Origin of the sequence: Fictibacillus tiangongensis, assembly GCF_048083785.1 — a bacterium.
Taxonomy (GTDB): Bacteria; Bacillota; Bacilli; order Bacillales; family Fictibacillaceae; genus Fictibacillus.
In genome coordinates this window covers 3,876,635-3,900,378 of sequence record NZ_CP182294.1, presented here as the reverse complement: position 1 = coordinate 3,900,378, position 23,744 = coordinate 3,876,635, and the positions used below count along the sequence as shown (strand labels likewise).

The window sequence follows — 23,744 nt, the reverse complement described above, 5'->3', positions numbered from 1 at the left end:
TGAAGCAAAGGGGATTGGGAAGGGATGAAAAAGCAACTATCAGTATGGGGTTTGGCACTTGGACTGGCAGTCAGTCCGTTAGCAGCAGGACAAGCATCAGCGGAAGCACCTGTTAATGTTTTATCAACTAAAAAGATGAACAGCTTAACGGGTACACCGTCGTTCGTATCTGGGAAACTGTCAGAGGCGTCTTCAAAATCAGCAAAAGAAGTCGTTTTTAATTATCTTCAAAAAGAATCAAAAACGTTTAAATTAGGAACTCAAAAAGCGGAGCAGTCGTTTACGATAAAGTCTGTTACAAAGGATGAGTTAGGCAGACAATTGGTGCGACTTCAGCAAACCTATAAAGGCGTTCCAATTTGGGGCTCCACACAAGTAGCACATGTGAACGAAAAGGGAGAGCTCGTTGTATTTTCAGGAACAGTTACACCTGACCTTCAAAATAAACCTGGATTAGGATTCGGAAAAAAGATTACAGCTGCAAAAGCAGTGACTGTAGCGGTTAAAGACCTCGGTTTCACACCTGAATATGAAGCTGACCCAACATCCAAACTCGTTGTGTACACAAATGGAGATAGCGCCGCTTATGCGTACTTGGTGAATTTAAACTTCTTATCGCCTGAACCAGGTAACTATAATTACTTTGTAGATGCTGTAACAGGCAAGATCCTGAATTCTTACAACGACTTGGATGAAGCACATGGCGACCAAAAAGCACCGCCAACAGGTAAAGGAACTTTAGTAGGGACGAATGCGATTGGTACAGGAACGGGTGTACTTGGCGATACAAAATCCCTGAACACACTATTATCGAACGGTACGTACTATCTGCAGGATAACACGCGAGGAAACGGCGTATTTACATACGATGCGAAGAACCGTCAGCAGCTTCCTGGCACATTATGGGCAGATGCGGATAACAAGCTAAACGCGACTTATGACAGAGCAGCAGTAGATGCACACTATTATGCAGGTGCAACGTACGATTATTATAAAGAAGTCTTCAACCGCAACTCGTATGACAATAAAGGAGCTGCGTTAAAATCAACGGTTCACTATGGCCGTAACTACAACAATGCATTCTGGAACGGACAGCAGATGGTCTATGGTGACGGCGACGGCTCAACGTTCGTATCATTGTCTGGCGGATTGGATGTCGTAGCGCATGAATTAACACATGCTGTGACGGATTTCTCATCTGATCTGATCTATCAAAACGAATCAGGTGCGTTGAACGAAGCGATGTCCGATATTTTTGGTACGCTAGTCGAGCACCATGAAAATAACAATCCGGATTATGAGATCGGAGAGGATATCTATACACCAGGAACACCGAATGACGCGCTTCGTTCGATGAGTGATCCGACGAAATATCAAGATCCTGATCATTACTCCGTTCGCTACACAGGAACGGGCGATAACGGTGGTGTGCACATCAACAGTGGTATCATCAACAAAGCGGCATATTTGCTGGCAGTCGGTGGAACGCATTATGGTGTAACGGTTCCGGCAATCGGCAATCAAAAAGTAGGAGCGATCTATTACCGAGCAAACACGGTATACTTAACAGCTTCTTCAAACTTCAGCCAAGCAAGAGCGGCGCTTGTTCAATCAGCATCCGACCTTTATGGAGCAACATCTCCAGAGGTAGCAGCGGTTAAAAAATCGTATGATGCGGTTGGTGTGAACTAAATTTTAATGCGAAAACCCTGATCTCTGTGTGTGAGGTCAGGGTTTTTCTTTTTACAACCCATTCACCGCCAATTTTCCGAGCGGTCCGTTTTCATCCAAGATGTTTTGAAAATCAAAAACAGAGATAGGAAACATAGGAAAGCCATAGACATAAGCGGTGATCTCGTATAGCTGAAAATAGATCACGAGCGACTTATCAGCGATATAAAAATCTTGATCTGGCCGTATGCTTTTAAAAGGTTCGAGCGTGTCGATATGCCTCGATTTAAGCTGTTCTTTAATATGACGGTTAATCACTTCTACATAGTTACTTCCGGGTTTAAACAGATCTTTCAACTGATACGTTTTTCCTGTCGATAGATCCCACGTCTCTGATTTGATGTAAGTCATTCCATGAGCAGCCATAGGTGTATAGGCAAAATTTAAGAAACCGATGCTCAAAATGTTCTTTTCGTTCGTTTTCACAGCAAATTCTCCATACATACTTGGACGAGCCTCGGGATTCTGATAATTCGCGAGCTGCTCGTTGATATTAACAATTCTTTGGTTAACTTGCTGCTGAATACGAGGGTTGATCTTACCTTCGATCTGCGGGTAGTAAATCTTTATGTTACCAGGTGCATACGTGAGCGTACGGACCAAAACAGGAGGCTGAAAACTATCCATATGATTCACCCTTTCAAACATTTCATCTCTCTATTTTATGCGGCGGTTGGCCTGTATCAGTCCCTGAAGCAAAACTTGTAAATGAAGCATGTAGCCAGCTCATATTTAATTGTAAAAATGCTAGTTTCGAGTTCTAAATGCCCCTCTTTTTGTATAAGTTGTATGGTAGATAACAATCTAGGAGGGCATGGGAACGTGAATATAAATATCAAGCCGCTGATTTGGATTCTAGCTATTTTTGTCGCTATCATCGTCCTTCTCCCGACGATACTCGTACTACCATTTTCGTCAGCACCTCCTGAATGGAAAGAAGAGAAGGCTGCGCGTCCATCTGAGAGAGTGCTAGCTTTAGAAGTCCCGCATTCGGACATCGTCGTGCCTGTTTTCAGAAAATCGATGGATACGGTTCAGAACATCCCGTTAGAAGAGTATGTGGCAGGAGTGGTCGCTTCTGAAATGCCTGCAGACTTTGAGTTAGAAGCGCTGAAAGCACAAGCGTTAACCGCACGAACGTTTATTGTAAAAGCTCTACTAAACCGTGGTAAAGATGATAGTCTGCCAGAAGGGGCAGTCGTCTCAGATACCGTAATGCATCAAGTGTACAAAGGAAACGAAGAGCTAGAGACGCTTTGGGGAGATGATTTCAACAAAAAGATAGAGAAGATCATTAAAGCCGTCTCAGAAACAAAAGGACAGATCTTAACATATGAAGGAGATCCAATTCAAGCGAGTTTCTTTTCCACTAGCAATGGCTTTACCGTGAACTCCGAAGATTATTGGAAGAACGAATATCCGTATTTACGAAGTGTGGAGAGTCCATGGGATAAAAAAGAGTCTCCGAAATACACAGAGACTATCCAGCTGCCTGTCAGCACCGTAGAGCAGAAACTAGGCGTCTCACTAACAAAGGACGGTCAGGTCGGAAAAGTGGTAGCCACAACGAGCGGAAAACGAATCGGCAAGTGGGCGATCGGTAAAAAAGAGTTTACTGGAAAAGAAGTACGAGAGAAGCTGGAGCTGCGGTCGACGGATTTCCAGATGAAGAAAAAAGGAAAACAAGTTACCGTAACAACGCGAGGATATGGTCATGGAGTGGGATTGAGCCAATATGGCGCGAATGGAATGGCAAAGGAAGGTAAGACATACAAAGAGATCGTGAACCACTATTACAAAGGGATTGAGATTACGGATTATAAACCGATTGCTGACAAGGGCCTCGCGTACCAGACTCAGTGAATTGTGTGGAAATTGAAGGGGGTCTGACCCGGGTCAGACCCCCTCTTTATTGTTATAAGGAAACCGCTAGATGTCATCAGGCATTCGGCGGTTTTTTCGATTGTCGAACGAAATCTTCAAAAAATTTTTGCGCTAAAGTATATATTTTCAGAATTCTGTTCAAACTTGTTGCTGAGGTGATGAAAAATGAAAGAAGAAGAAAAACAAAACAAAAAAACAGTACCGATGAAAGGTAAGAGTGCTATGAAAAAACGTTGGGTTTATCCTGCAGTATATTTAAGCTTTGCAGCAGTCATTCTAACTTCTGTTCTATGGTATCAAAACGATGCGAAGAATACGGAGAATAATAATACTCCAGATAGCGCATTAGAGGACAATGGAGCAGCAGTGCCTGTATCCCTTACAAAAGAAGTTTTCCAAATGCCCGTTTCTGACCCTGAAGCTATTGAAGTGGTTAAAGATTACTTTAGCCCAGAAGCTCCAGCTCAAGAACAAGAAGCAGCTCTTGTATTCTATAACAACATCTACTACCAAAACCGCGGTATCGATCTAGCGACTGCTGATAACAAAGCATTCGACGTAACGGCAGCATTAAGCGGTAGCGTTGTAAAAGTTTCTAAAGATCCTGCACTAGGTTTCGTTGTTGAAGTAAAACATGACAAAGGTGTTGTTACACACTACTCATCACTTGCTTCTGTATCTGTAAAGCAAGGTGACCAAGTGAAGCAAGGCGCAGTTTTAGGACAAGCCGGTGAGAACGCATACGATACAGATGCGAAGATCCACGCACACTTCGAAGTTCGTAAAGACGGAGAAGCAGTCGATCCAGTAATGGCTTGGGATCAATCTGTTGCACAACTTGCAACCGCTGTTGATGACTCTCGAAAAGAGATGAAAAAAGCGGAAGAGAAGAAAGCCGCTGAAGAGCAGAAGAAAGCTGAAGAGAAGAAGCCTGCTGAAGAAAAGAAGCCAGCACCAAAGGCTGAAGACAAAGGTTCTAAAGATACAAAGGACACAAAGGATTCTAAAGGTACAAAAGATACAAAAGATACGAAAGACACGAAGGATGGCAAAGATGGTAAAGATGCCAACCGTGAGCAAGAATCATCATCTCAATCAGCCGAAGATACGAATGCTCCTGCAGCAGACGACTCTGGCGCTAGCGAATAATTGCAAAAAGGAAGCTGTCTCGGTTCAATCCGAGGCAGTTTTTTCATTTTTATCTAAGTTTCAGCCGTTTATCAGTGAAACATTTCTCTTTTCAGGTGGTCACGAGTGCATCACCGGTGTAACGAGGCAGTTCTCAGGTGGTCACGAGCATTTTACCGGTGAAGAAGCAAGTTTACCGGTGAACGCGTAATACATATAAAAACACGTACCGTAAAAAATATTTTCTTCATCCACATGTACGTAAATAACTTAATTTTCCAACTGTTTATGCAGGTTTTTTCACAAATATGGACATTTCCCCTTGTCCCAGTTGAGATTTAGGCATATAACGAAAACTTGGTTAATAAGATGTTACAAAACCTACAATAATTCAATTGAGGGTGAGCGGTGAGAAATCGTACTATGGCTGCGGTGGAAAAAGGGGAATGGAAGCAATACTTATAAGCCGAAGATGACAACGAAACTTGTCACGTAGCTTGTTCATACAAGTCTCTATCGCATCTCTCACATCCATTTTAGGGAGGCGAGTGGTGTGCACGATTACATCAAAGAGCGAACCATCAAGATAGGACGGTATATCGTGGAGACAAGAAAAACAGTCCGCATGATCGCAAAAGAATTCGGGGTTTCCAAAAGCACGGTGCATAAAGACCTCACCGAGCGGCTGCCTGAAATTAATCCTGATCTTGCAAACAACGTAAAAGAGATCCTCGAATACCATAAGTCCATCCGCCACTTGAGAGGTGGAGAAGCGACTCGCGTAAAGTACAAAAAAGGCACAGAGGAAGTTGTTCAGTAAGTTTATGAGATGTAAGGATGTTAGATGAAACGATATTACATTATGTGCCGCATCGTTCCAATGTCAAATAATTAATTTTTGACAATATTTCACCTTGTTCGACAGACTTGTGATATAATGATAAATTGGATAGAACTTCGATTTTTTACTAAAAATGTCATTATATCGTATGGATGTTAACAGGGAGGATATAACATGTTTTCAAGGGACGTTGGAATTGACCTTGGTACCGCTAATGTACTGATTTATGTAAAAGGAAAAGGGATCGTACTCGATGAGCCATCTGTCGTTGCGATCGACACGAATACAGGAAGAGCACTCGCAGTAGGAGAAGAAGCCCGCCGCATGGTTGGCCGTACACCTGGAAACATCGTGGCGATCCGTCCGTTAAAAGACGGCGTTATCGCTGACTTTGAAGTAACTGAGCAGATGCTGAAACATTTCATTAATAAGATTAACGTAAAAGGCATGTTTGCCAAGCCTAGAATCTTGATCTGTACACCAACGAACATTACGTCCGTTGAACAAAAAGCGATCAGAGAAGCTGCGCAAAAGTGCGGAGCAAAACATATTTTTCTTGAAGAAGAGCCAAAAGTGGCTGCAATTGGGGCGGGGATGGATATCTTCCAGCCGAGCGGCAATATGGTTGTGGACATCGGTGGTGGCACAACTGACATTGCGGTCTTGAGCATGGGAGATATCGTTACGTCCTCTTCTATTAAGATGGCTGGGGACAAGTTCGATACTGAAATTCTTCAATATATTAAAAAAGAGTACAAGCTGCTGATCGGTGAACGTACGGCTGAAAACATTAAGTTGAACGTTGCTACCGTTTACGAGCGTGATGAAGAACTCGAGATCCGTGGCCGTGACATGGTATCAGGACTTCCACGTACGATTACAGTAGGATCTAAAGAAATCCAACGGGCATTGATGGAGCCAGTCATGGTTATCGTTCAAGCGGCAAAGAGCGTGTTAGAAAAAACGCCGCCTGAATTATCCGCTGACATCATCGACCGTGGAATCATGCTAACAGGTGGTGGAGCACTTCTTCACGGAATCGACCAGCTGTTTGCAGATGAATTGAAAGTACCTGTATTGATCGCAGAAGAGCCGATGAGAGCCGTAGCGAACGGAACAGGCTTAATGCTTGAACATATGGATAAAATCGCGAAAAGAAAAGTGTTTTAAGGAAGGAATGCCGCCCGAACGGGGTGGCATTTTGTTTTTGTATGGAAGATGTGAAGGGGAGATGGGCAAGAAAAATAGATTATAGGCCCTAAGTTAAACTTTATGGGCCCTAAAATAAAATTTATAAGCCCAAAAAAACCTTTTATAGTCCTTCAAAATAATTTATAGTCCTTCAAATGGATTTATAGGCTTTTCGACAAACAAGCGGGTCGGGTCCGCTGCTGCATGTCACAGTCCTTCTCCTCGCCACCTCTAGGACAAAATCCTCATCATGAAAAAGGAATCTCACATTTTTTGCAGAAATCTATTAATAATTGTAAAAAACTGTCGATACAACGGAAGAGACATTTTGTGTCCAGATTACAAATTCAGGAGGAATACTCCGTGTTAAGAGGCTTCTATAATGCTGCAGCTGGCATGCTGGCACAGCAGCGCAAACAAGAAATTTTAACAAACAACATGGCGAATGCGAATACGCCTGGATATAAAGCGGACAATGCGAGTCTGCGCACGTTCCCAACGATGCTGCTTCAGCATATGGGAGAGACTGAAATGAATGGAAAAAAACTGCCGAACAACTACCCGATCGGACCTGCAGCACTATCAACAGGAGTTTACGTGCAGGAGACGACACCTAACTTTTTGCAAGGTGACATGCGCGAGACCGGGATAAAAACGGATATGGCTCTTCTTCAAGGACAAGTTCCGGTAGACCCAGAAACAGGGAAGCCAGGAGGACTCTTTTTCAGGTTGAATGTGAACGGTGAAGAGCGCTACACGAGAAATGGCCATTTTTCAGTTGATGCAGAAGGCAGTCTTGTTACGCCTGAAGGCTATTATGTGCTTGGAACAGACGGCAACCCGATAACGGTGAGAAGCGATAATTTTACAGTGAACAAAGACGGTTCGGTGCTTGATAACGGTAGAGTTGCGGGGCAGATTGATGTTGCATACATCACGAACCCTAACGAGCTTGTAAAAGAAGGCACAGGGTTGTTCAGACTGGATGGAAACGGGAATGCGCCAAGTGCTCTTGGGAATCCGAACATCGCGTACAACGTGCAGCAAGGTTTTGTAGAACGTTCGAACGTGAACACGGAACAGACGATGACAGAGATGCTGACGGCTTACCGTGCGTTTGAAGCTAACCAAAAAGTACTTCAAGCTTACGACCGAACGATGGAAAAAGCATCGAATGAAATTGGCCGAATCGGCTAGGGGGATCTAACATGAACCAGTCTATGATTTCAGCAGCAGTAACGATGGGTCAGCTGCAGCACAAGCTCGATACCATCTCAAATAACATGGCGAACAGCACGACGAACGGCTATAAAAGACGCGAGGCGCAATTCTCGGATATTCTTTTTCAGCAGATTAATAGTGAAGCATTGAATCCGACAGAAGCGGGCCGTCTAACGCCGAACGGAATTCGACTTGGCAGCGGAGCGCGTGTTTCTTCAACTGCACTCAGTTTAGAGGCGGGCACGCTGCAGGAAACTGGACGACTTCTTGATGTAGCTCTCACGCAGCCTAGCTATTATTTTCAAGTATCTGCTGTAGATAACAACGGAAATGAATCGTTACAGTTCACACGAGATGGCGCGTTCTATCTGTCACCGTCTGCTAACAACGCTAATGAGATGGAACTCGTTACATCAGAAGGCAGTAAAATAATGGGCGCAGACGGACCAATTACGATTCCAGCTGACCATAGCAAAATTACTATTGGACAAAACGGCCAAATTTCGGTAACGTTAAATAATGGAGCGATTGTTGAATCAGGACAGCTTGCGATTGTGAACATGGTTCGGCCGCAGTTGATGGTATCTGTTGGACAGAACTTGCAGGCGCCACAAGACATTCCGTTGAATCAATTGATAGAGGAAGTAAATGCTGGAGCAGGGAACTTCGTTCAGCAAGGTGCACTCGAATCCTCGAATGTAAACATCTCCACAGAGATGACGGAAATGATTCAAACACAGCGTTCTTATCAATTTAATGCGCGTTCTCTTACAATTGCTGACCAAATGATGGGGTTAGTAAACGGGCTTCGCTAAATGAGGTAGGTTTGTATGACGAATAAGATGCAAGAGTTGAATAAAAACGAAAAACCGAAAACACAGCGTTACCAAGAGAAAGAAACGTCTTCTAAAGAAGAGAAGAAACAGTGGTACCAACGCCGAACGAAAAGAAGTTTTCCGATCTGGCTGCGTCTTCTGCTTCTTGTCTGTGGAATCATCGTCTGTTTTGCTGTTGGTACGATGGTCGGCTATGGCGTGATCGGTGACGGTAAGCCGATGAACGTGTTTGAAAAAGAAACATGGACACATATCATCGACCTTGTAGAAAAAGATGCGTAAAGATATAATAAAAAAACAATGACATGGCATGAAAGTCATTGTTTTCTTTTGATGTAAAATTAGTACCAGGTAACAATACCAAGTATAATAAAAGTAGACCATAAAAAATGAGTAAAAAAAGAAAGGTGATGTTTGTATATGTTAACGATCGAAGAAATTAAAGAAATCATTCCGCACCGTTATCCGTTCTTGCTGATCGACCGCATCTTAGAAGTAGAAGAAGGAGAGCGCGCTGTCGGAATCAAGAACGTTACAGCAAACGAAGAATTCTTCAACGGTCACTTCCCAGAATATCCGGTTATGCCAGGCGTATTGATCGTAGAAGCACTTGCTCAAGTAGGTGCAGTCGCGATGCTAAAGAAAGAAGAAAATCGCGGACGTCTAGCATTTTTCGCAGGCATCGATAACTGCCGCTTCAAAAAGCAAGTCGTACCAGGCGACCAGCTTCGCTTAGAAGTAGAGATGACACGTGTGCGTGGTTCGATCGGTAAAGGCAAAGGAATCGCGACTGTGGATGGGCAGGTAGCCTGCGAAGTTGAGATCACCTTCGCACTAGGTAAATAGGGGTCTGACCCCACACAATTATCATAAAAGCTTGAAATGGAGCATTCCCTTAGGGTGTATGTCCTATTTCAAGCTTTCTTTTTATGCTATTTTATTTGAAGCTTCAAAATATGGCTGCGCGAAGGAGAATTAATCACGATGAACAATTATAAATATATCTTGTTTGACCTAGACGGGACTCTTTCTGATCCTAAAATCGGTATTACAAAATCTGTTCAGTTTGCCTTGAGAAGAATGGGAATTACAGAAGAGAACCTCGATCATTTAGAATCTTTTATCGGACCGCCGCTTCAACAATCTTTTTCAGAGTTATATTCCTTTGATGAAACGCAGATTGGAACAGCCATCACGCACTATCGTGAAAGATTCAAAGACAAAGGCATGTACGAGAATACACTTTACGAACGAATACCATCACTTCTTCAAGAACTGAGTGATAATAACCCAATATTAGTTATAGCAACTTCTAAACCTACTGTTTTTGCTGAAGAAATCTTAAAATACTTCAATATCCACCACCATTTTGACCTGATCGTTGGCAGCAATCTCGACGGAACACGTACAAGCAAAACAGAGATCATCCAGCACATTCTTCACCATTACAATGATCAACCAAAGGAATCGTTCATCATGATTGGTGACAGAAAGCATGACATTATTGGGGCGCATAACACAGGTATCGATTCAATAGGAGTTACATACGGTTATGGTTCATTGGAAGAACTTACGGCTATAAAACCTACAAAAATTATTAACTCTGTTTCAGAAATTAGGGAATTCTTGTTGAAAGACACAACTATTCAAAATCAGAGCTGAATAATAATTAAATATCTTGTTGTAGTGTACTTGAGGAAACGATACTTTACCTATATGTCCGCACAAGACGATCGCTGTTTAATAATTACGAGGTAAGTCCTTTTATATCCGCAGATAAGCTCATTAATTCCGGGTATAAGCCCAATAATTCCGTGTGTAAATTTATTTATCTGATTTTCGACATATTACAACTTTTATAAGTTACCGAGATTGTTACACCAGAGCGTATATACATCATCAACTATTACAAATACAAATCAAGCATCTTCCTAAGAGCCGCTTTATCATGCCCCTTATACTGAGCGGCTTTATTTCGAATCGAATCGCCCGCATAGAAACGCTCATACAATTCGTGCCTCGAGCCTAGCGAACTGCCTATCAGATCCCACGCTAATTTAAACAATTTTGTCTTTTCAACAGCATCAACGTTTTTACCCTTATAGTACTTATCCAACATATGGCTGATCGGTCCATCGAAATCAGCGATAACGGACGGAGTTTGCATGAATCCACCTGCTCCGATCAACTGCAATAATTCGATCGCGCGCGGATAATACGTGGTACCGAGATTTCTTGCTGTTTCAATAAACGAAAAGTGCGGTAGAAAGATGCCTTGACCATTACACTTACCCGCCGATTCACTCGCAATGACAAGCCCTTTGATCGATTCACTCTGCATAAGAAGTTCACCTAATTTTTCTTGTACGTGCAAATACTGATTGGCTCCGATGCTTTCTGCGATTGCATGCCCGATCGCAGCAGTGAACTCCAATTTTACTTGAAGACGAACAATCACTTGATGATAGGCGAGAGCGTTGGCGACAGGGTCATTTTTGAACTGCCAAACCGCGTCTGGATTTTCGTACAATAATACTCTTTCCCATGGAATCAATACATCATCAAATATCAGGACCGCGTCCATCTCATCAAAAGCGGAACTAAGCGGATAATCAGCACGCGACACATTCCCAGAATCAAATCCTGCTCTGCAGATCATATGCAATCCTTTGCTGTTCGCCGGAACAATCAGCGCACTAGCCAAAGCCTTCTCCTTTTCACCCCACTTTGCAACAGGAAATACGATGAGATCGTTGGAATACGGAGCGGCTGTAGCGATCATCTTGCCGCCACTAACATACACCCCTTCACTTGTTTTTCTTGTGATACGGAGAAGGCCAAGTTCTTCGGCAAGAATCTCGCCACTCACACTCCTGTTAATCTGCGGATCTCGCTGAACAACCGTTAGAAAACGGTTTTCATCTCGTGCTGTTTCATAATACGTTTTTATTTTTTCAGCAAAATGCTTATCGAAAGTGTCATATGCCAAACGGTTTCCGTACCATCCTGTTAAACGAGATCGGGCATAATCGGACAACCGGCTCATCACGCCTGAAGTCGCTCTGCTCCAAGTTTCAAAAGCGATTCTTCTTTTTAGCAGATCATCCTGTGAATGAGGAACTAGAAAAGACGTGTGTATGCGCTGCTGTTGCTCTCTAACATGCTGCACTACGCTAATCTTATCCTGATGCTCAGCACTACCCATCATATTAAATAAAGAGCTGATGGTAGATAATGTCCCAGCAAAATGTGGATCTGTCGTCACATCTGTCACACTGCCGTTCAGCCAAACCGAACGGGCGTCTTTTAAGCTATGAATAAATGATTCACCATAGTTATTCATGCGGCTTGTACACCTGCCCGGTCCCGAGTGGAGGAGAATAGATATGAAGAGTCACCGTGGCTGAGAGCGAAGGGTTGTACATGGCGTGGGTCGTATCTCCCTCCACAGAAAACAGTTCACCTTCTTGGTAATACTCATTTCTCTCATATTTCACACCATCTTTTTCCTTCGCATACAGAAGATTCAACACAGAACCGTCCACAACATAAATCCATCCTGAAGAGAACCCATGATCATGCACGAGCGTTTTTGAGAAGTGAGGTAAGAAGATTAATAGAACCTCGAAAAGTTCATTTTTAAAAATTACATTCCTTCCATACTCCAAGTCCTGTGGAGTTGTTACTAGTTTCTCTACATCCTGAAAAGTAGGAGAGAGCTGTAGCAAGATATTTTCTGCATCTTCTCTATTTATGTGTGAGAACGTGCGAAATACACGCTCAATTTTTTGTATAAAATCCAACTGCCATTTCCCCTTTGCTGCCTTTGACGACATTGTTGATAAACGAAGTCGCCTTTTCTATAAGGTATGCGGCTTAAGGGACAAGCGTTACGACACCGCATAATAAATGGACGGATCATGGAATAAATCGAACGGCTAGCCATAGAGTGATAGAGGTGGGAAGGAGGAGGGGTATGAAGATCTCGAGCAAAGGAGAATATGCGCTTCGAGCGTTAATCGTGTTAGGTGCACAATACCCGCAACTTGTTCAAACAAAGGAAATTGCAAGAGAGACCCTTGTTCCTTCGAATTACTTGGAACAGATTCTGTTACTTTTAAAAAACTTAGGCTATGTGAAAAGTAAAAGAGGGGCTAGTGGAGGTTATACGCTAAAAAGAGAGCCTTCACAGATTTGTATTGGAGAAGTTGTTCGCGATATAGAAGGACCGCTCGCTCCGATGAGCTGTGTGAGCGTTACAGCCTATGAATATTGTCCGCTAGAAGATAAAGCTTGTCTGTTACAGCCTTTATGGCGTCTCGTTCGAGATGTTGTTGCCGATTTGCTTGATCACACTACTTTAGAAAACTTGCTGACCGGAAATCTTCCATCAAAATCAAAATAAAAAACCTGGAGCACCCTCCAGGTTTGAAGTCTATTTCGCCCTCGCCACGATTCCGTTATGCACCTTGATGTAACCATGTCGTAAAATCTCCAGTCCGTTTTCATGCAGATACAGTCCCATCTGCTCTAATGTCATCAGCTCTCGATACGTATGATTCATTACATCCGCCATGATCTCGTAGTACAGTTTGGAACGCATTTGCGCACGAGGTGTTGTCATCACGATATAGCCGCTTGGTTTCAAGAATTTTCGATGCCACTCAACAACTTCAGCTTTCATTGAATCTGGAAAATGCTCTAACAACCCGACGCTGAGCACGATATCGAACTCTCTTCCATATGGCAGATTGCGGATATCATCTAAGACATATGAAATGTTGAAGTCGTTTTTATAATAAACTTTATCTCCGCCCGTTCGTGAATTTTTCCCCAAAAACGGATAAGACTCGGGAAATTCTGCGAACCGTGCATCCCGGCAGAACGGATCGTAATCGACCATCACCACTTCGCCGTCAGGATACATCGCAGATAACTGCATCGCTTCATATCCTTCAGCGGCACCCAAAAATAGAATGCGAGGTTTATCCACGTTCAGTCCCTCGAATAAAGCTCTCTTTCCGCGCGGGTCCCAGATGCCGTCCTGAATGCGGTGCACATAATTCCAGAGGTGGATCCGCACGTAATCACCAAGAGCTGTCTTTATTTCGCTAGGCTTAAAGCTTGTTAAACTTTTTAAAAATGCACCCTTCTTCTGTCCAATCTCAGTGGGTACATCCTTAGAGAACCACTCGTGAAAGGACTGGTTGAACATCGTCCAGGATGTATGGACCGGAAGCATCTCACCATGCGCCTGTTCCCACTCTGTTTTTTCTTTTGAAAAAGATGTCACCTCATACGGTTTGCCAATATCTTTCCACGTCACAGTGGACCAATCGTTCACCGTATTTACTTTTACAAACTTTTCATATTCTTTTCTGTCTCTATACTGTCGCAAATCCATTCGATATGACGGTCTCATTTCCGTTTGGCCGAATGTTTTCGGTTGTTGAACCGCTGTTTCAAGCATGTTACGTACTCCTTAAAAAAGGATTTTTTATAGTTATTCAAAGAAAGAATGTAAAATCCTCTAAAATCTAACATTTCACTTCAACGTGATAAAATAGAATAAAGAAAACAGGGAGGGAAATGGATATGAAGATTATTTTTATCGGTGACAGCATTACAGCTTCAAATAAAAACACAGATCCAGATCGGCTTGGGGACGGATACGTTCGCATGATTAAAGAAGTCTTGCCAAAGGAAGTAACGGTGATCAATAAAGGTGTGAACGGACATCGTGTGACAGACCTCGCTTTTAGGTGGCAGCGAGATGTAATTGATCTTGAGCCTGATCTTCTATCTGTTTCCATCGGAATCAACGATGTCTGGAGACAGCTCGACAGCCCTCAATTGGAGCAGGTGGATGCTTCTAAATTTGAGGAAGTGTATCGGGAGTTGTTAACGCAGCTTTCACCAAAAACAAAACTTGTCCTTATGGAACCTACGATCATAAAAGAAAACACAGGATCTCAAGGAAATCAGCTGTTGATTCCTTATGTGGAAGTGGTCCGAAAGTTAGCAATAGAATTTGATGCGGTGCTCGTACCTACACATGAAATTTTCCTCAACCATCTAACCAAAAAGCCAGATGTGTCCTTAACAACAGACGGTGTACATATGAGACGAAAAGGAAACGAACTCATGGCAAAAACGTGGCTGGAAGCCGCAGAGTCACTCATCACTCAATAAAAACCGAACAGGAGTTACATAGATGGCAAATACACTAACATTCTTTAACGAGATACATCGAGACGCATTAAACGCATTTTATTTACCTCAGGAGCAAGAAAAATTCACGGCTATGCCTAGTGAAGCCTTAAAAAAATGCGAAGAAGATCGGGGACGTCATCCTGTGGTTATTGAAGCAAACGGAAAAACAGTCGGTTTTTTCGTCCTGCATATAGGTGAAAACATTGGAGATTTTACCGCAAACCCGAACGCGATGGTGATTCGTGCGCTATCCATCAATCACTCCGAGCAAGGAAAAGGGTATGCGAAGGATGCGATGCTTCAACTGCCACTGTTTGTTTCTAAACACTTTCCAGAAGTGAACGAACTCATTCTAGCTGTAAACTTTAAGAACGATTCAGCAAAAAAGCTTTACGAAAAAGTAGGCTTTGTAGATCGCGGTCAGATCAAACATGGTCCAGTGGGGCCGCAATATGTGCTGCATTATGATGTTTGATTGTTAAGCTCATATAAAGCTGATTTTAGAATTGTAAAGTGTTGGTTATGACTTGGTAAATTGCGTCTTTTCGGGTTTTTTTCGTGATATATTCTGAGCAGGGACAAAGAAATCCCATACTCATGCAAAATCATATTGAAAATCCGAAGGGGGCAATTGAACAATGAGCAAAACGTTTTTGGCTAAAATCGGAGCATCTCTTTTGGCAATATTTTTGATCACTGCATGTAGCAACGCGGAAGACACGAACACTGAGGAAGAAACAAATACGGAAGAAACAGAGACTCAAGACGAAGAAACAACGACCGATGAAGAAGGTTCTACAGATGAAGAAACTTCAACAGATGAGGAATCAACGGAAGAGTCAGCTGAATAAGATAAAAGAAGTGCCGGGCCTCTACCTTCCAGAGAGGACCCGGTTTTTTGTTTTGGGCTGAATCTTTAAGGCTTGTGAAAGAGTTGATCTCCGTTTCAGGTACTCGATTTCCACGGGGCAGGCGGTGAGCCACAGTGTAGGTCAAACATTTATCTGAAAAATATGTAAATATACCCATTTAAGTTCATCTTTATCAGCCGAACGACTCATTTCCAAGTAAAGAAAACATGGCATAATAAAAGGAATGAAAGCGTTATCTTAAAAGCATTTGTGCAAACGCTTTCGCTAATTTGCACGCCAATAAAAGGGGGAAATGAAGTGAGGAAAATGAAATCTCGCAACACGGTTTCTTGGTTATTGCTTTTTACGCTAATTTTGCAAACGTTTGCATCTGCATTACTCATACAACCATCTTCATCAAAAGCAGTAGAGCGCAACGTAACGCTTGTTGGAGATCTGCAATCTGAACTTGGTGGTTCTAGTGACTGGAATCCGGCAGAAGTAGCTACAAAAATGGAACTTCAACCGAACGGAAAGTACAAGCTTACAGGAAAACTTCCTGCCGGAACCTATGAATACAAGGTTGCGATCAATGGTTCATGGGATGAGAACTATGGAGTGGACGGAAAACAAGGTGGCGACAACTATAAGCTGACGATCGACACGGAAAAAGAAGTGACATTTGTTTACGACGATACGACCCATAAATTAACGATTCCAGAACCACTTCCTGCTGAGAAAACACCGCGAATCGTAGGCGATATTCAGCCGGATATCGGAGCAGGCGGCGAGTGGACGCCTGGTGAATCGACGGCCCTTTTACAAGATGAAGACGGTGACAACATCTACACGTACACCGCACAAGTGCCAAAAGGAAAGCATGAATTTAAGATCGTGCTCGGCAACAATTGGGATGCTCCAAATTACCCGGCAGACAACATGAAGTTGAATGTACTGAAAGACGCAGAGATCACGTTTTTCTACAACCATGACACAAAAGAAGTGTACACGAACTATGACGCGGGTCTTCCTGATGGCAGCGTGAACGCAGGCAAGCTTCACCATGATACATGGAACGAAGCGTTTCGTGCGCCGTTTGGAGCAATTAAAGCTGGAGAAGACGTAACACTCCGCCTGCAAACGAAAAAGGGTGACCTGACTGGCGCAAAGCTTTATCTTCGTAACTATAACTCTGGCAATACGACGGTAAAAGATATGGTGAACGCTGGCTGGACAACAGTGAACGGCGAAGACATCGAGCTGTGGGAAGCTACGGTTACACCTGAAGAAAAAGGGGTGTACGGCTATAAATTCACAGCACGAGATGGAGATGCGGTAAAAGAATATGGAGAAGATACGGGTGAAGGCGGCAAAGGAACAGCTGCAGATACAAACGCCGCTCTATTCCAGATGACCGTGTACGACCCGTCTTACAAAACACCTGACTGGATGAAAGAATCTGTTGTATATCAGATTTTCCCGGACCGTTTTTATAACGGAAACAAAAAGAACGACAAAGCAAAAACAACAGCACGCGGCACTGAACCGATCGAGCATCGAGATTGGAATGAGCTGCCGGACAACCCTCGTCAAGCAGAAACAGAAGGCTATGACGGAGACGAGATTTGGTCGAACGACTTCTTTGGCGGCGATATTGCTGGGATTCAAAAGAAATTAGACTATATCGAGTCACTTGGCGTTAATACGCTTTACCTGAACCCGGTCGCACATGCAGCATCAAATCATAAATATGATGCGACGGACTATAAAGCGATGGACCCGATGTTTGGATCACCAGAAGAATTTAAGGCTTTTACAAAAGAACTGAAAAAACGCAAGATGCACTTGATCCTTGATGGTGTATTCAACCATGTTGGAGACGATTCGATCTATTTTGACCGTTACAGCAAATACAAAACGGTCGGAGCTTATGAATATTGGGCAAGCATCTACGATCTGATGAGTTCAAAAGGTCTAACAGAAACAGAAGCAAAAAAACAAACAGAAGCAAAGTTCAAGGAAGAAGGACAAGAATTTAGTCCGTACGGCTTTCATAACTGGTTTAACATCGAGAACGAAAAAGTGAACGGTGTTTATAAATATCAGGCGTGGTGGGGCTTTGACTCACTTCCTGAGATCAAATCGATTCCTGGTGAAGCGGTAGACTATGATTCTGAGTTGAACAACAAGCCGTTCGCAGACTATATCATGTATGACAAAGATTCTGCTGCAAAATCGTGGCTAGACCGCGGTGCATCAGGCTGGCGATTAGATGTTGCGAACGAAGTAGATACAGAGTTTTGGAGAGAGTTCCGAAAAGAGCTGAAGGAAGGCAAGAAAGATGATCCACTAATCCTAGGTGAGATCTGGGATGATGCGTCTGAATACTTCCTTGGTGATCTGTATGATTCGGTTATGAACTACCGTTTCCGCGGTGCGATGATCGATTACTTGAAAAACGGTAACGCAGAAGGTGCAGAGAACCAGATGAATGCCGTGTTTGAAGATTACCCACAAGAAGCATTCTATGCGCTTATGAACTTGATGGGATCTCATGACACACCTCGTGCAGCGTTTATCCTTGGAAACGGAACAGATTCTTACGAGCGCGCTGAACTGGATCCAAAGTACGATCACGAGCTAGGTGTGAAACGACTGAAGCTTGCGGCAATCTTACAGATGGGTTATGCGGGCGCACCGACTCTTTATTATGGAGATGAAGCGGGCGTTACAGGCTCTAAAGATCCGGATGACCGAAGAACGTATCCATGGGGCTCTGAAGACAAAGATCTGATCAAGCATTATCAAAATATCGGAAAAGTGCGCAGTGATTATCATGACCTCTTCAGCTATGGTGAGCTTCACCATCTATACGCAGAAAAAGATGTGCTTGCTTATGCTCGTACAGATAAGAAGAATGCAGGTCTTGTGATTACAAACCGCGGCACTGAATCAAAAACTGTTGAACTGGACGTAAAAAAGCTGATCGTGAACAACGTAAAGCTAACAGATCAGCTGAACAAAAAGTACAAAACAGTTGTTAAAGATGGAAAGTTATCAGTAACAATTCCAGCGATGAGCGGTCGTATGCTCGTTTCGGATAAGCACCAGAATCTTAAAGCGCCAAAAGCGGTGAAAGATGTAAAAGCGTCAGAAAGCAGTCACTCTGTTTATCTTTCATGGAAAGGTGACGCAAAACGTTACGCAATCTATCAAACTACGATCTCTGGTGCCTTTTATGAAAAGGTAGCAGAAACAAAAGGAAACTCAATCAAGATCAATGACCTTGATAATGGTCGAAAATACTATTTCGCAGTTGTTGCGATCGATAAAAACAACAACGAATCTCTAAAAACAGAATCAAAAGCCGCGATTCCTCATGTGGCGTTAAAGAACGGTAACTATAACATTTCAAATGTAACACCGTTAAAGAATGGCGTGATCGACCTATCTAAGCCACAAACCGTTACAGCTGATATCAAAATCATTGGTGAAACAGAGACGGATCTTGCAGAAGGCTTACAGAGTGAGCTGCAAGTAAAAGAGCCAGGCAAGACGAACTGGACATCTCATAAAGGAACGTACACCGCTCAAAACGGAGAATATAACACGTTTAGCGCAGATTTCTTACCTTTTAAAGAAGGAGCGTATCAATATCGTTATGCGTTCTCAACCGATCTAGGCAGAACGTGGGTGACAAGTGAAACAAAGACAGTTACCTTTACAAAAGATGATGACACGACAGCTCCTGCAACATCAGTAACATTAGAAGAACCAGCGCAAGAGTCTGGACAAGTGAACCTGAAGTGGTCTGTAGAGGGTGCAAACGACCCTTATCTATACACGATCGTTCGTGATGGCGAGGTCATTGACCAAGTCCTTGATACGAGTGCCACAACGTACAAAGATCTGAACGTAACGAACGGAAAAGTCTATACGTATGAAGTGCACATCTACGACAAAGCCGGTAACAGCGTGAAGTCGAACGCCGTTCAAGTTACACCAGATCTTGTTATGGTAAAAGTCACAATGAAAGTAAACGCACCAGCTTATACACCACAAGGGGTGGATGTTACGATGCCAGGCAGCAAGAACGGCTGGAACACAGGTGCGTGGAAGATGACGCGTGGAGGCGCTGTAACAAATGATTATGAATATACGTTTGAAGCGCAAGAAGGCGAAGTGATCACCTACAAATACGCAAAGAACAGCTCATGGGATCAAGAGGGTCTTGCTGACCATACACCGAGTAATCCAAACGATGATGATGTAAGTTACTACGGATACGGTGCAACAGGAACAGACCTGAGCTTTGTTGTAACGAACCAAGGCGGCAATGCGATGGTCGTTCAAGATAAGATCCTACGATGGATCGATATGCCGGTTGTCGTTACCTCTCATACGGATGGCCAGACCGTAACTTCTGACACGATCACACTAAAAGGAAATGCCATCAAAGAAGGTGTGATGACTATTAACGGTCAGCCGGTTACGATCAACGATGACATGACGTTCTCACACACGGTGAATTTGAATGCAGGAGAGAACAAGCTGAACATTCATATCGAACCGTCAGAAGAGAACAAAACGACTATTTTCAAAAATGACGGCGGCGCGATTGGGAAGAACACGAAAGATATTGTTATGACGATTAATAAGAATTAGTTTGGAAGGATGCTGCTTCTCTAAAGAGGCAGCATTTTTTATGAAGAAAGAATTTTCAAACATTTTATTGTAACCGTTTTCATATTATGGTAATGTACGAAGTGCAATATACAAAAAACTGTACAAGAGTGATGATATGGAAATCTATGAACCTTTATATTCAAAAAAAGTACGTATCCTTCAAAAGGTTGCGGAAGAACTGCTATTTGTTGATGTAAATGAAAGAATCCCTAAGATCGGCGAACTCGCGGAGAAATATCAGGTTGGCAGGGGAACAATCCAGACAGCATTAAAAAACTTAGAATCTGTTTCCTGTATCAAGCTAGAATCACGAGGGCATTTAGGAACATTTTTGAGAAACAAAGATGTACCTAATCTTTTAAAGTACGCTGGGACATCTAGAATTATTGGAGTTATGCCACTTCCCTATTCAAAAAAATACGAAGGACTTGCATCTGGATTTAATTCTGAATTTGAGAAGTTAGATGTGAATCTTAATATTGCATTCATGAGGGGAGCAAAATTAAGACTGGAGGGAGTAAAAGAAGGAAGATATGATTTTGCTCTTGTGTCCAAATATTCGGCGGTAGAAGCCATTAAAGAAAATAAAGAATTAGATATTGCATTAGCTTTTGGAATGAACACTTACGTATCAAAACATGCTGTTATTTTTGCAGATGGAAAAAACAACAAAATAAAAAAAGGAATGAAGATAGGAATTGACTCATTTTCAACTGATCAGAAAACATTAACAATGGCTGAAACCAAGCATCTGGATGTTAAGTACATTGATCTAAACTATATGCACCTTCTTCAGCACCTCAAAGCAAAATCTATTGATGCTGCTATCTGGAATACGGATGAAATTGATTCAGAGATGTATCATACAGCCCCACTCTCATCTGCTCTTGCCAGTAGAGAGGAACAACAGATTACAGAAGCCGTCTGTGTAATTAATAAGAGCAATAAGAAGCTAAAATACTTACTACACCTTTTATCTGTTACTGAACTAAAAACAATGCAACAAAAGGTGGAAGAAGGCAAACATATACCTAGATATTAATAATCTCTTTTTAGCATCAAAATACAAAAAACTGTACATTGGTGGTGTATCTATTGAATGTGTTAAATACTAGACTTCAAATTTTAAGATCTGCGGACAGTATAACTGACCAAGCTGAATCCATTTGTAAAAAAACGATAAATAAATTCGTAACTACCGAAAACGAGGATAAGTACACCATGCTCATTACCCATCTAGCAATGGCGGTTACAAGGATGGAAAGAAATGAGGAGCTTTATCCTCCACCAGAAGAGGTCATGAGTGAAATTTATACCTCTTCCTGTATAGAGGAAGCCAAACAACGTGTTAAATGGATTGAAAGTGAAATGGAAAAATCAATACCTAGCGAGGAAAGAGAATTCTTATTGATGCATTTTGTAACGGTTTTATCCGCTTAATGATTAAAAAGGAGGAATTAAATTGAAGATTGTAGTCGGTGGCCAAGTAGAGAAGGCAGAGATTGAACAACTAGTGAAAAAATTTGGAGGTGATTCAGTCCAAGTGATTGTAAAAAATGATCTAGATGCGGCAATGTTGCTCAAATCTGGAGGTGCTGATTATTATTTTGGTGCTTGCCATACTGGAGGAGGCGGAGCATTGGCAATGGCAATTGCGTTATTAGGAAAGCCGCAGTGTGCCACGATCTCTATGCCCGGTAAGCCACCAGTAAAAGAAAAGGTAGAAGAAAGTGTTAGCGGTGGTGCAAAAGCATTCGGTTTCACAGGAGATCACAAAGAAAAGGCTGTTGAATATTTAATGGACGCATTACTGAAGCAGCAAGTATAGGGTTACCCATATAGGGGGAGGGGTTAGTGTATGTTAGAGATTATTTTAATGGCTTGTATTGGTGGTTTGGCAGCTGTAATGGCGAACTTAGGTATAGCTGTTTTCAATGATGGGCTGCGTCCTATTGTTCCCGAAAACTTAGAAGGCAGAATGAGTCGCAAAGAGCTTGGTGTCACGGCATTTGCAATGAGTTTTGGGCTCGTTATTGGTTTTGGCATACCCATTTCCATCGCAGGAAGTATTATTTTAATCCACAGTATTTTACTTGGTACTGATATTATTGGTCTTACGTTTCAAAGAGGAAAGGTTACGTCGGTTCTAGCCGGTGTAGCAGGTGCTCTTTATGGAGTAGGCATCTATCTTGGTCTTCAAGCAGTTGTTGATGCATTCAAATTATTGCCTTTAAACTTTGTAGAAGGATTTAATAAAGTCGGTGAGCCTGTAGTCGTTGCTTTCATGGTGTTTCCTGCCATAGCTATTGCACTACAATTTGGGGTTAAAAAAGGTATTATTACATTTTTGGCGGCAGCTATTGCACGTCAGCTTATTGTTTTCTCTAACACAGAACAGCTTCTTAAAATTGATGGTACACCTGTTGTTTTAAGTCCAGAAGGTATCGCTCTTGTTGTAGGTATGTTTTTCTTAATCGCCTTTGCAGTGCGTGAAAAATCAGATGATCAGAATTTATCAACTCTTGCTACTCTTTTTACCGAGCGAGTAGCGAAAATTAAAAAATATGTTTGGGTTCTCATGCTTAGTGGAGCTTTAGTTGCGGCTGCTACCAACCTATTACTTATTGCAGGTGACCCTATTTCTTTAAACCTTTTAGCAGAAGGAAAAATTTCTGAAGGTGGAATCGCATCTCTCGCTAAGGCGATTGGCTTTGTTCCCCTTATTGCGAGTACAGCAATCGCAACGGGTGTGTACGGTCCGGTTGGTTTCACCTTTGTATTTGGAGCTGGAATTTTCACACCAAATCCAATTATTGCAGCCATTCTTGGTGCAGTGATTATTTTTGCTGAAGTTATGTTATTAACGAAGCTCGCAAAACTATTAGATCGTTATCCTGGAATCCGTGCTTCAGGAGAAAATATTCGTACTGCAATGACCCGAGTGTTGGAAGTAGCACTTTTAATTGGTGGAGCAAATGCTGCAAACGCGATCGTTCCCGGATTCGGATTTTTCGCCATCGCAGGATTTTATTTACTGAATGAAGTTGCAGGCAGACCGATTGTCAGAATGGCGGTTGGACCTGTAGGAGCAATAGCTGTTGGCATTATTGGAAATATTCTGGTGCTCTTAGGACTCTTTACGCCTCCAGCTGGATAGGAGAG

General features: G+C 42.6%; 23 protein-coding genes. 19 read left to right on the top strand and 4 right to left on the bottom strand.

Annotated features, from left to right (window positions below; genetic code table 11):
* Positions 1-24 precede the first annotated feature (24 nt).
* Positions 25-1,692: a M4 family metallopeptidase gene (locus tag ACNJYY_RS20445; RefSeq protein WP_416729928.1), complete on the top strand. Its 1,668-nt coding sequence runs from the start codon at positions 25-27 to the stop codon at positions 1,690-1,692.
* Between the two features lie 51 nt (positions 1,693-1,743).
* Here ACNJYY_RS20445 and ACNJYY_RS20440 read toward each other — a convergent pair whose 3' ends face one another.
* Positions 1,744-2,358 (bottom strand): DUF3298 domain-containing protein, encoded by a 615-nt coding sequence (locus tag ACNJYY_RS20440; RefSeq protein WP_416729927.1) that lies wholly within the window; start codon positions 2,356-2,358, stop codon positions 1,744-1,746.
* A 195-nt stretch (positions 2,359-2,553) separates the two neighbouring features.
* Between ACNJYY_RS20440 and spoIID the strand changes: the two genes are divergently transcribed.
* From spoIID to ACNJYY_RS20395, 9 genes are all read left to right on the top strand, one after another.
* A complete protein-coding gene (gene spoIID / locus ACNJYY_RS20435) occupies positions 2,554-3,594 on the top strand; it encodes a stage II sporulation protein D (RefSeq protein WP_416729926.1) in 1,041 nt (346 codons plus the stop codon).
* 186 nt (positions 3,595-3,780) lie between these two features.
* On the top strand, positions 3,781-4,764 hold the full coding sequence (locus ACNJYY_RS20430; RefSeq protein ID WP_416729925.1) for a peptidoglycan DD-metalloendopeptidase family protein: 984 nt from the start codon (positions 3,781-3,783) through the stop codon (positions 4,762-4,764).
* 532 nt (positions 4,765-5,296) lie between these two features.
* Positions 5,297-5,563 (top strand): sporulation transcriptional regulator SpoIIID, encoded by a 267-nt coding sequence (gene spoIIID, locus ACNJYY_RS20425; RefSeq protein WP_007203593.1) that lies wholly within the window; start codon positions 5,297-5,299, stop codon positions 5,561-5,563.
* 195 nt (positions 5,564-5,758) lie between these two features.
* Complete coding sequence (locus ACNJYY_RS20420) at positions 5,759-6,754, top strand: rod shape-determining protein (RefSeq protein WP_416729924.1); 996 nt, start codon at positions 5,759-5,761, stop codon at positions 6,752-6,754.
* A 384-nt stretch (positions 6,755-7,138) separates the two neighbouring features.
* Positions 7,139-7,972 carry a flagellar hook-basal body protein gene (locus ACNJYY_RS20415; protein ID WP_416729923.1) on the top strand — a complete coding sequence of 278 codons (834 nt, stop codon included), beginning with the start codon at positions 7,139-7,141 and terminating at the stop codon, positions 7,970-7,972.
* Between the two features lie 11 nt (positions 7,973-7,983).
* Positions 7,984-8,811: a flagellar hook-basal body protein gene (locus ACNJYY_RS20410; protein WP_416729922.1), complete on the top strand. Its 828-nt coding sequence runs from the start codon at positions 7,984-7,986 to the stop codon at positions 8,809-8,811.
* Positions 8,812-8,826: 15 nt separating this feature from the next.
* A complete protein-coding gene (locus ACNJYY_RS20405; protein ID WP_066398845.1) occupies positions 8,827-9,114 on the top strand; it encodes a DNA-directed RNA polymerase subunit beta in 288 nt (95 codons plus the stop codon).
* A gap of 138 nt (positions 9,115-9,252) precedes the next feature.
* Positions 9,253-9,678: a 3-hydroxyacyl-ACP dehydratase FabZ gene (gene fabZ, locus ACNJYY_RS20400; protein ID WP_066398842.1), complete on the top strand. Its 426-nt coding sequence runs from the start codon at positions 9,253-9,255 to the stop codon at positions 9,676-9,678.
* A 138-nt stretch (positions 9,679-9,816) separates the two neighbouring features.
* Complete coding sequence (locus ACNJYY_RS20395) at positions 9,817-10,494, top strand: HAD family hydrolase (RefSeq protein ID WP_416729921.1); 678 nt, start codon at positions 9,817-9,819, stop codon at positions 10,492-10,494.
* A 244-nt stretch (positions 10,495-10,738) separates the two neighbouring features.
* Here ACNJYY_RS20395 and ACNJYY_RS20390 read toward each other — a convergent pair whose 3' ends face one another.
* Both ACNJYY_RS20390 and ACNJYY_RS20385 read right to left on the bottom strand, forming a co-directional pair.
* Positions 10,739-12,175 carry a 4-hydroxyphenylacetate 3-hydroxylase family protein gene (locus tag ACNJYY_RS20390; protein WP_416729920.1) on the bottom strand — a complete coding sequence of 479 codons (1,437 nt, stop codon included), beginning with the start codon at positions 12,173-12,175 and terminating at the stop codon, positions 10,739-10,741.
* Positions 12,168-12,635, bottom strand: coding sequence for a cysteine dioxygenase (locus ACNJYY_RS20385; RefSeq protein WP_416729919.1), 468 nt, complete (start codon positions 12,633-12,635; stop codon positions 12,168-12,170). Before ACNJYY_RS20385 ends, ACNJYY_RS20390 begins: the two co-directional genes overlap by 8 nt.
* A gap of 173 nt (positions 12,636-12,808) precedes the next feature.
* On the opposite strand from ACNJYY_RS20385, the gene ACNJYY_RS20380 reads away from it, so the two are divergent.
* Positions 12,809-13,237, top strand: a complete 429-nt coding sequence (locus ACNJYY_RS20380) for an RrF2 family transcriptional regulator (RefSeq protein WP_416729918.1) — start codon at positions 12,809-12,811, stop codon at positions 13,235-13,237.
* A gap of 30 nt (positions 13,238-13,267) precedes the next feature.
* Here the strand turns inward: ACNJYY_RS20380 and ACNJYY_RS20375 are convergent, their stop codons facing one another.
* A complete protein-coding gene (locus tag ACNJYY_RS20375; protein WP_416729917.1) occupies positions 13,268-14,302 on the bottom strand; it encodes a class I SAM-dependent methyltransferase in 1,035 nt (344 codons plus the stop codon).
* Positions 14,303-14,427: 125 nt separating this feature from the next.
* Between ACNJYY_RS20375 and ACNJYY_RS20370 the strand changes: the two genes are divergently transcribed.
* The 8 genes from ACNJYY_RS20370 to ACNJYY_RS20335 all read left to right on the top strand — a co-directional run bounded on the left by ACNJYY_RS20370 (position 14,428) and on the right by ACNJYY_RS20335 (position 23,739).
* Positions 14,428-15,024 (top strand): SGNH/GDSL hydrolase family protein, encoded by a 597-nt coding sequence (locus ACNJYY_RS20370; protein ID WP_416729916.1) that lies wholly within the window; start codon positions 14,428-14,430, stop codon positions 15,022-15,024.
* 22 nt (positions 15,025-15,046) lie between these two features.
* Positions 15,047-15,520, top strand: coding sequence for a GNAT family N-acetyltransferase (locus tag ACNJYY_RS20365; protein ID WP_416729915.1), 474 nt, complete (start codon positions 15,047-15,049; stop codon positions 15,518-15,520).
* Between the two features lie 163 nt (positions 15,521-15,683).
* Positions 15,684-15,896, top strand: a complete 213-nt coding sequence (locus ACNJYY_RS20360) for a hypothetical protein (protein ID WP_416729914.1) — start codon at positions 15,684-15,686, stop codon at positions 15,894-15,896.
* 327 nt (positions 15,897-16,223) lie between these two features.
* Positions 16,224-20,561 (top strand): alpha-amylase family glycosyl hydrolase, encoded by a 4,338-nt coding sequence (locus ACNJYY_RS20355; RefSeq protein WP_416731921.1) that lies wholly within the window; start codon positions 16,224-16,226, stop codon positions 20,559-20,561.
* A gap of 136 nt (positions 20,562-20,697) precedes the next feature.
* Positions 20,698-21,624, top strand: a complete 927-nt coding sequence (gene yhfZ / locus ACNJYY_RS20350) for a GntR family transcriptional regulator YhfZ (RefSeq protein WP_416729913.1) — start codon at positions 20,698-20,700, stop codon at positions 21,622-21,624.
* A 59-nt stretch (positions 21,625-21,683) separates the two neighbouring features.
* Entirely contained in the window at positions 21,684-22,022 is a 339-nt protein-coding gene (locus ACNJYY_RS20345; RefSeq protein ID WP_416731920.1) for a PRD domain-containing protein, read from the top strand.
* Between the two features lie 22 nt (positions 22,023-22,044).
* Positions 22,045-22,410, top strand: a complete 366-nt coding sequence (locus ACNJYY_RS20340) for a DUF2620 domain-containing protein (RefSeq protein WP_416729912.1) — start codon at positions 22,045-22,047, stop codon at positions 22,408-22,410.
* Between the two features lie 30 nt (positions 22,411-22,440).
* The gene (locus tag ACNJYY_RS20335) at positions 22,441-23,739 is read left to right on the top strand and encodes a YhfT family protein (protein WP_416729911.1); all 1,299 of its coding nucleotides are present in this window, start codon (positions 22,441-22,443) and stop codon (positions 23,737-23,739) included.
* Positions 23,740-23,744 lie beyond the last annotated feature (5 nt).

Coding starts and splice junctions, on each gene's coding strand:
- ACNJYY_RS20370 (WP_416729916.1), top strand. CDS start 14,428: ATGAAGATTATTTTTATCGGTGACAGCATTACAGCTTCAAATAAAAAC.
- ACNJYY_RS20440 (WP_416729927.1), bottom strand. CDS start 2,358: ATGGATAGTTTTCAGCCTCCTGTTTTGGTCCGTACGCTCACGTATGCA.
- ACNJYY_RS20360 (WP_416729914.1), top strand. CDS start 15,684: ATGAGCAAAACGTTTTTGGCTAAAATCGGAGCATCTCTTTTGGCAATA.
- ACNJYY_RS20405 (WP_066398845.1), top strand. CDS start 8,827: ATGACGAATAAGATGCAAGAGTTGAATAAAAACGAAAAACCGAAAACA.
- ACNJYY_RS20355 (WP_416731921.1), top strand. CDS start 16,224: ATGAAATCTCGCAACACGGTTTCTTGGTTATTGCTTTTTACGCTAATT.
- ACNJYY_RS20410 (WP_416729922.1), top strand. CDS start 7,984: ATGAACCAGTCTATGATTTCAGCAGCAGTAACGATGGGTCAGCTGCAG.
- ACNJYY_RS20420 (WP_416729924.1), top strand. CDS start 5,759: ATGTTTTCAAGGGACGTTGGAATTGACCTTGGTACCGCTAATGTACTG.
- ACNJYY_RS20335 (WP_416729911.1), top strand. CDS start 22,441: ATGTTAGAGATTATTTTAATGGCTTGTATTGGTGGTTTGGCAGCTGTA.
- fabZ (WP_066398842.1), top strand. CDS start 9,253: ATGTTAACGATCGAAGAAATTAAAGAAATCATTCCGCACCGTTATCCG.
- ACNJYY_RS20445 (WP_416729928.1), top strand. CDS start 25: ATGAAAAAGCAACTATCAGTATGGGGTTTGGCACTTGGACTGGCAGTC.
- ACNJYY_RS20430 (WP_416729925.1), top strand. CDS start 3,781: ATGAAAGAAGAAGAAAAACAAAACAAAAAAACAGTACCGATGAAAGGT.
- ACNJYY_RS20380 (WP_416729918.1), top strand. CDS start 12,809: ATGAAGATCTCGAGCAAAGGAGAATATGCGCTTCGAGCGTTAATCGTG.
- yhfZ (WP_416729913.1), top strand. CDS start 20,698: ATGGAAATCTATGAACCTTTATATTCAAAAAAAGTACGTATCCTTCAA.
- ACNJYY_RS20390 (WP_416729920.1), bottom strand. CDS start 12,175: ATGAATAACTATGGTGAATCATTTATTCATAGCTTAAAAGACGCCCGT.
- ACNJYY_RS20365 (WP_416729915.1), top strand. CDS start 15,047: ATGGCAAATACACTAACATTCTTTAACGAGATACATCGAGACGCATTA.
- ACNJYY_RS20375 (WP_416729917.1), bottom strand. CDS start 14,302: ATGCTTGAAACAGCGGTTCAACAACCGAAAACATTCGGCCAAACGGAA.
- ACNJYY_RS20395 (WP_416729921.1), top strand. CDS start 9,817: ATGAACAATTATAAATATATCTTGTTTGACCTAGACGGGACTCTTTCT.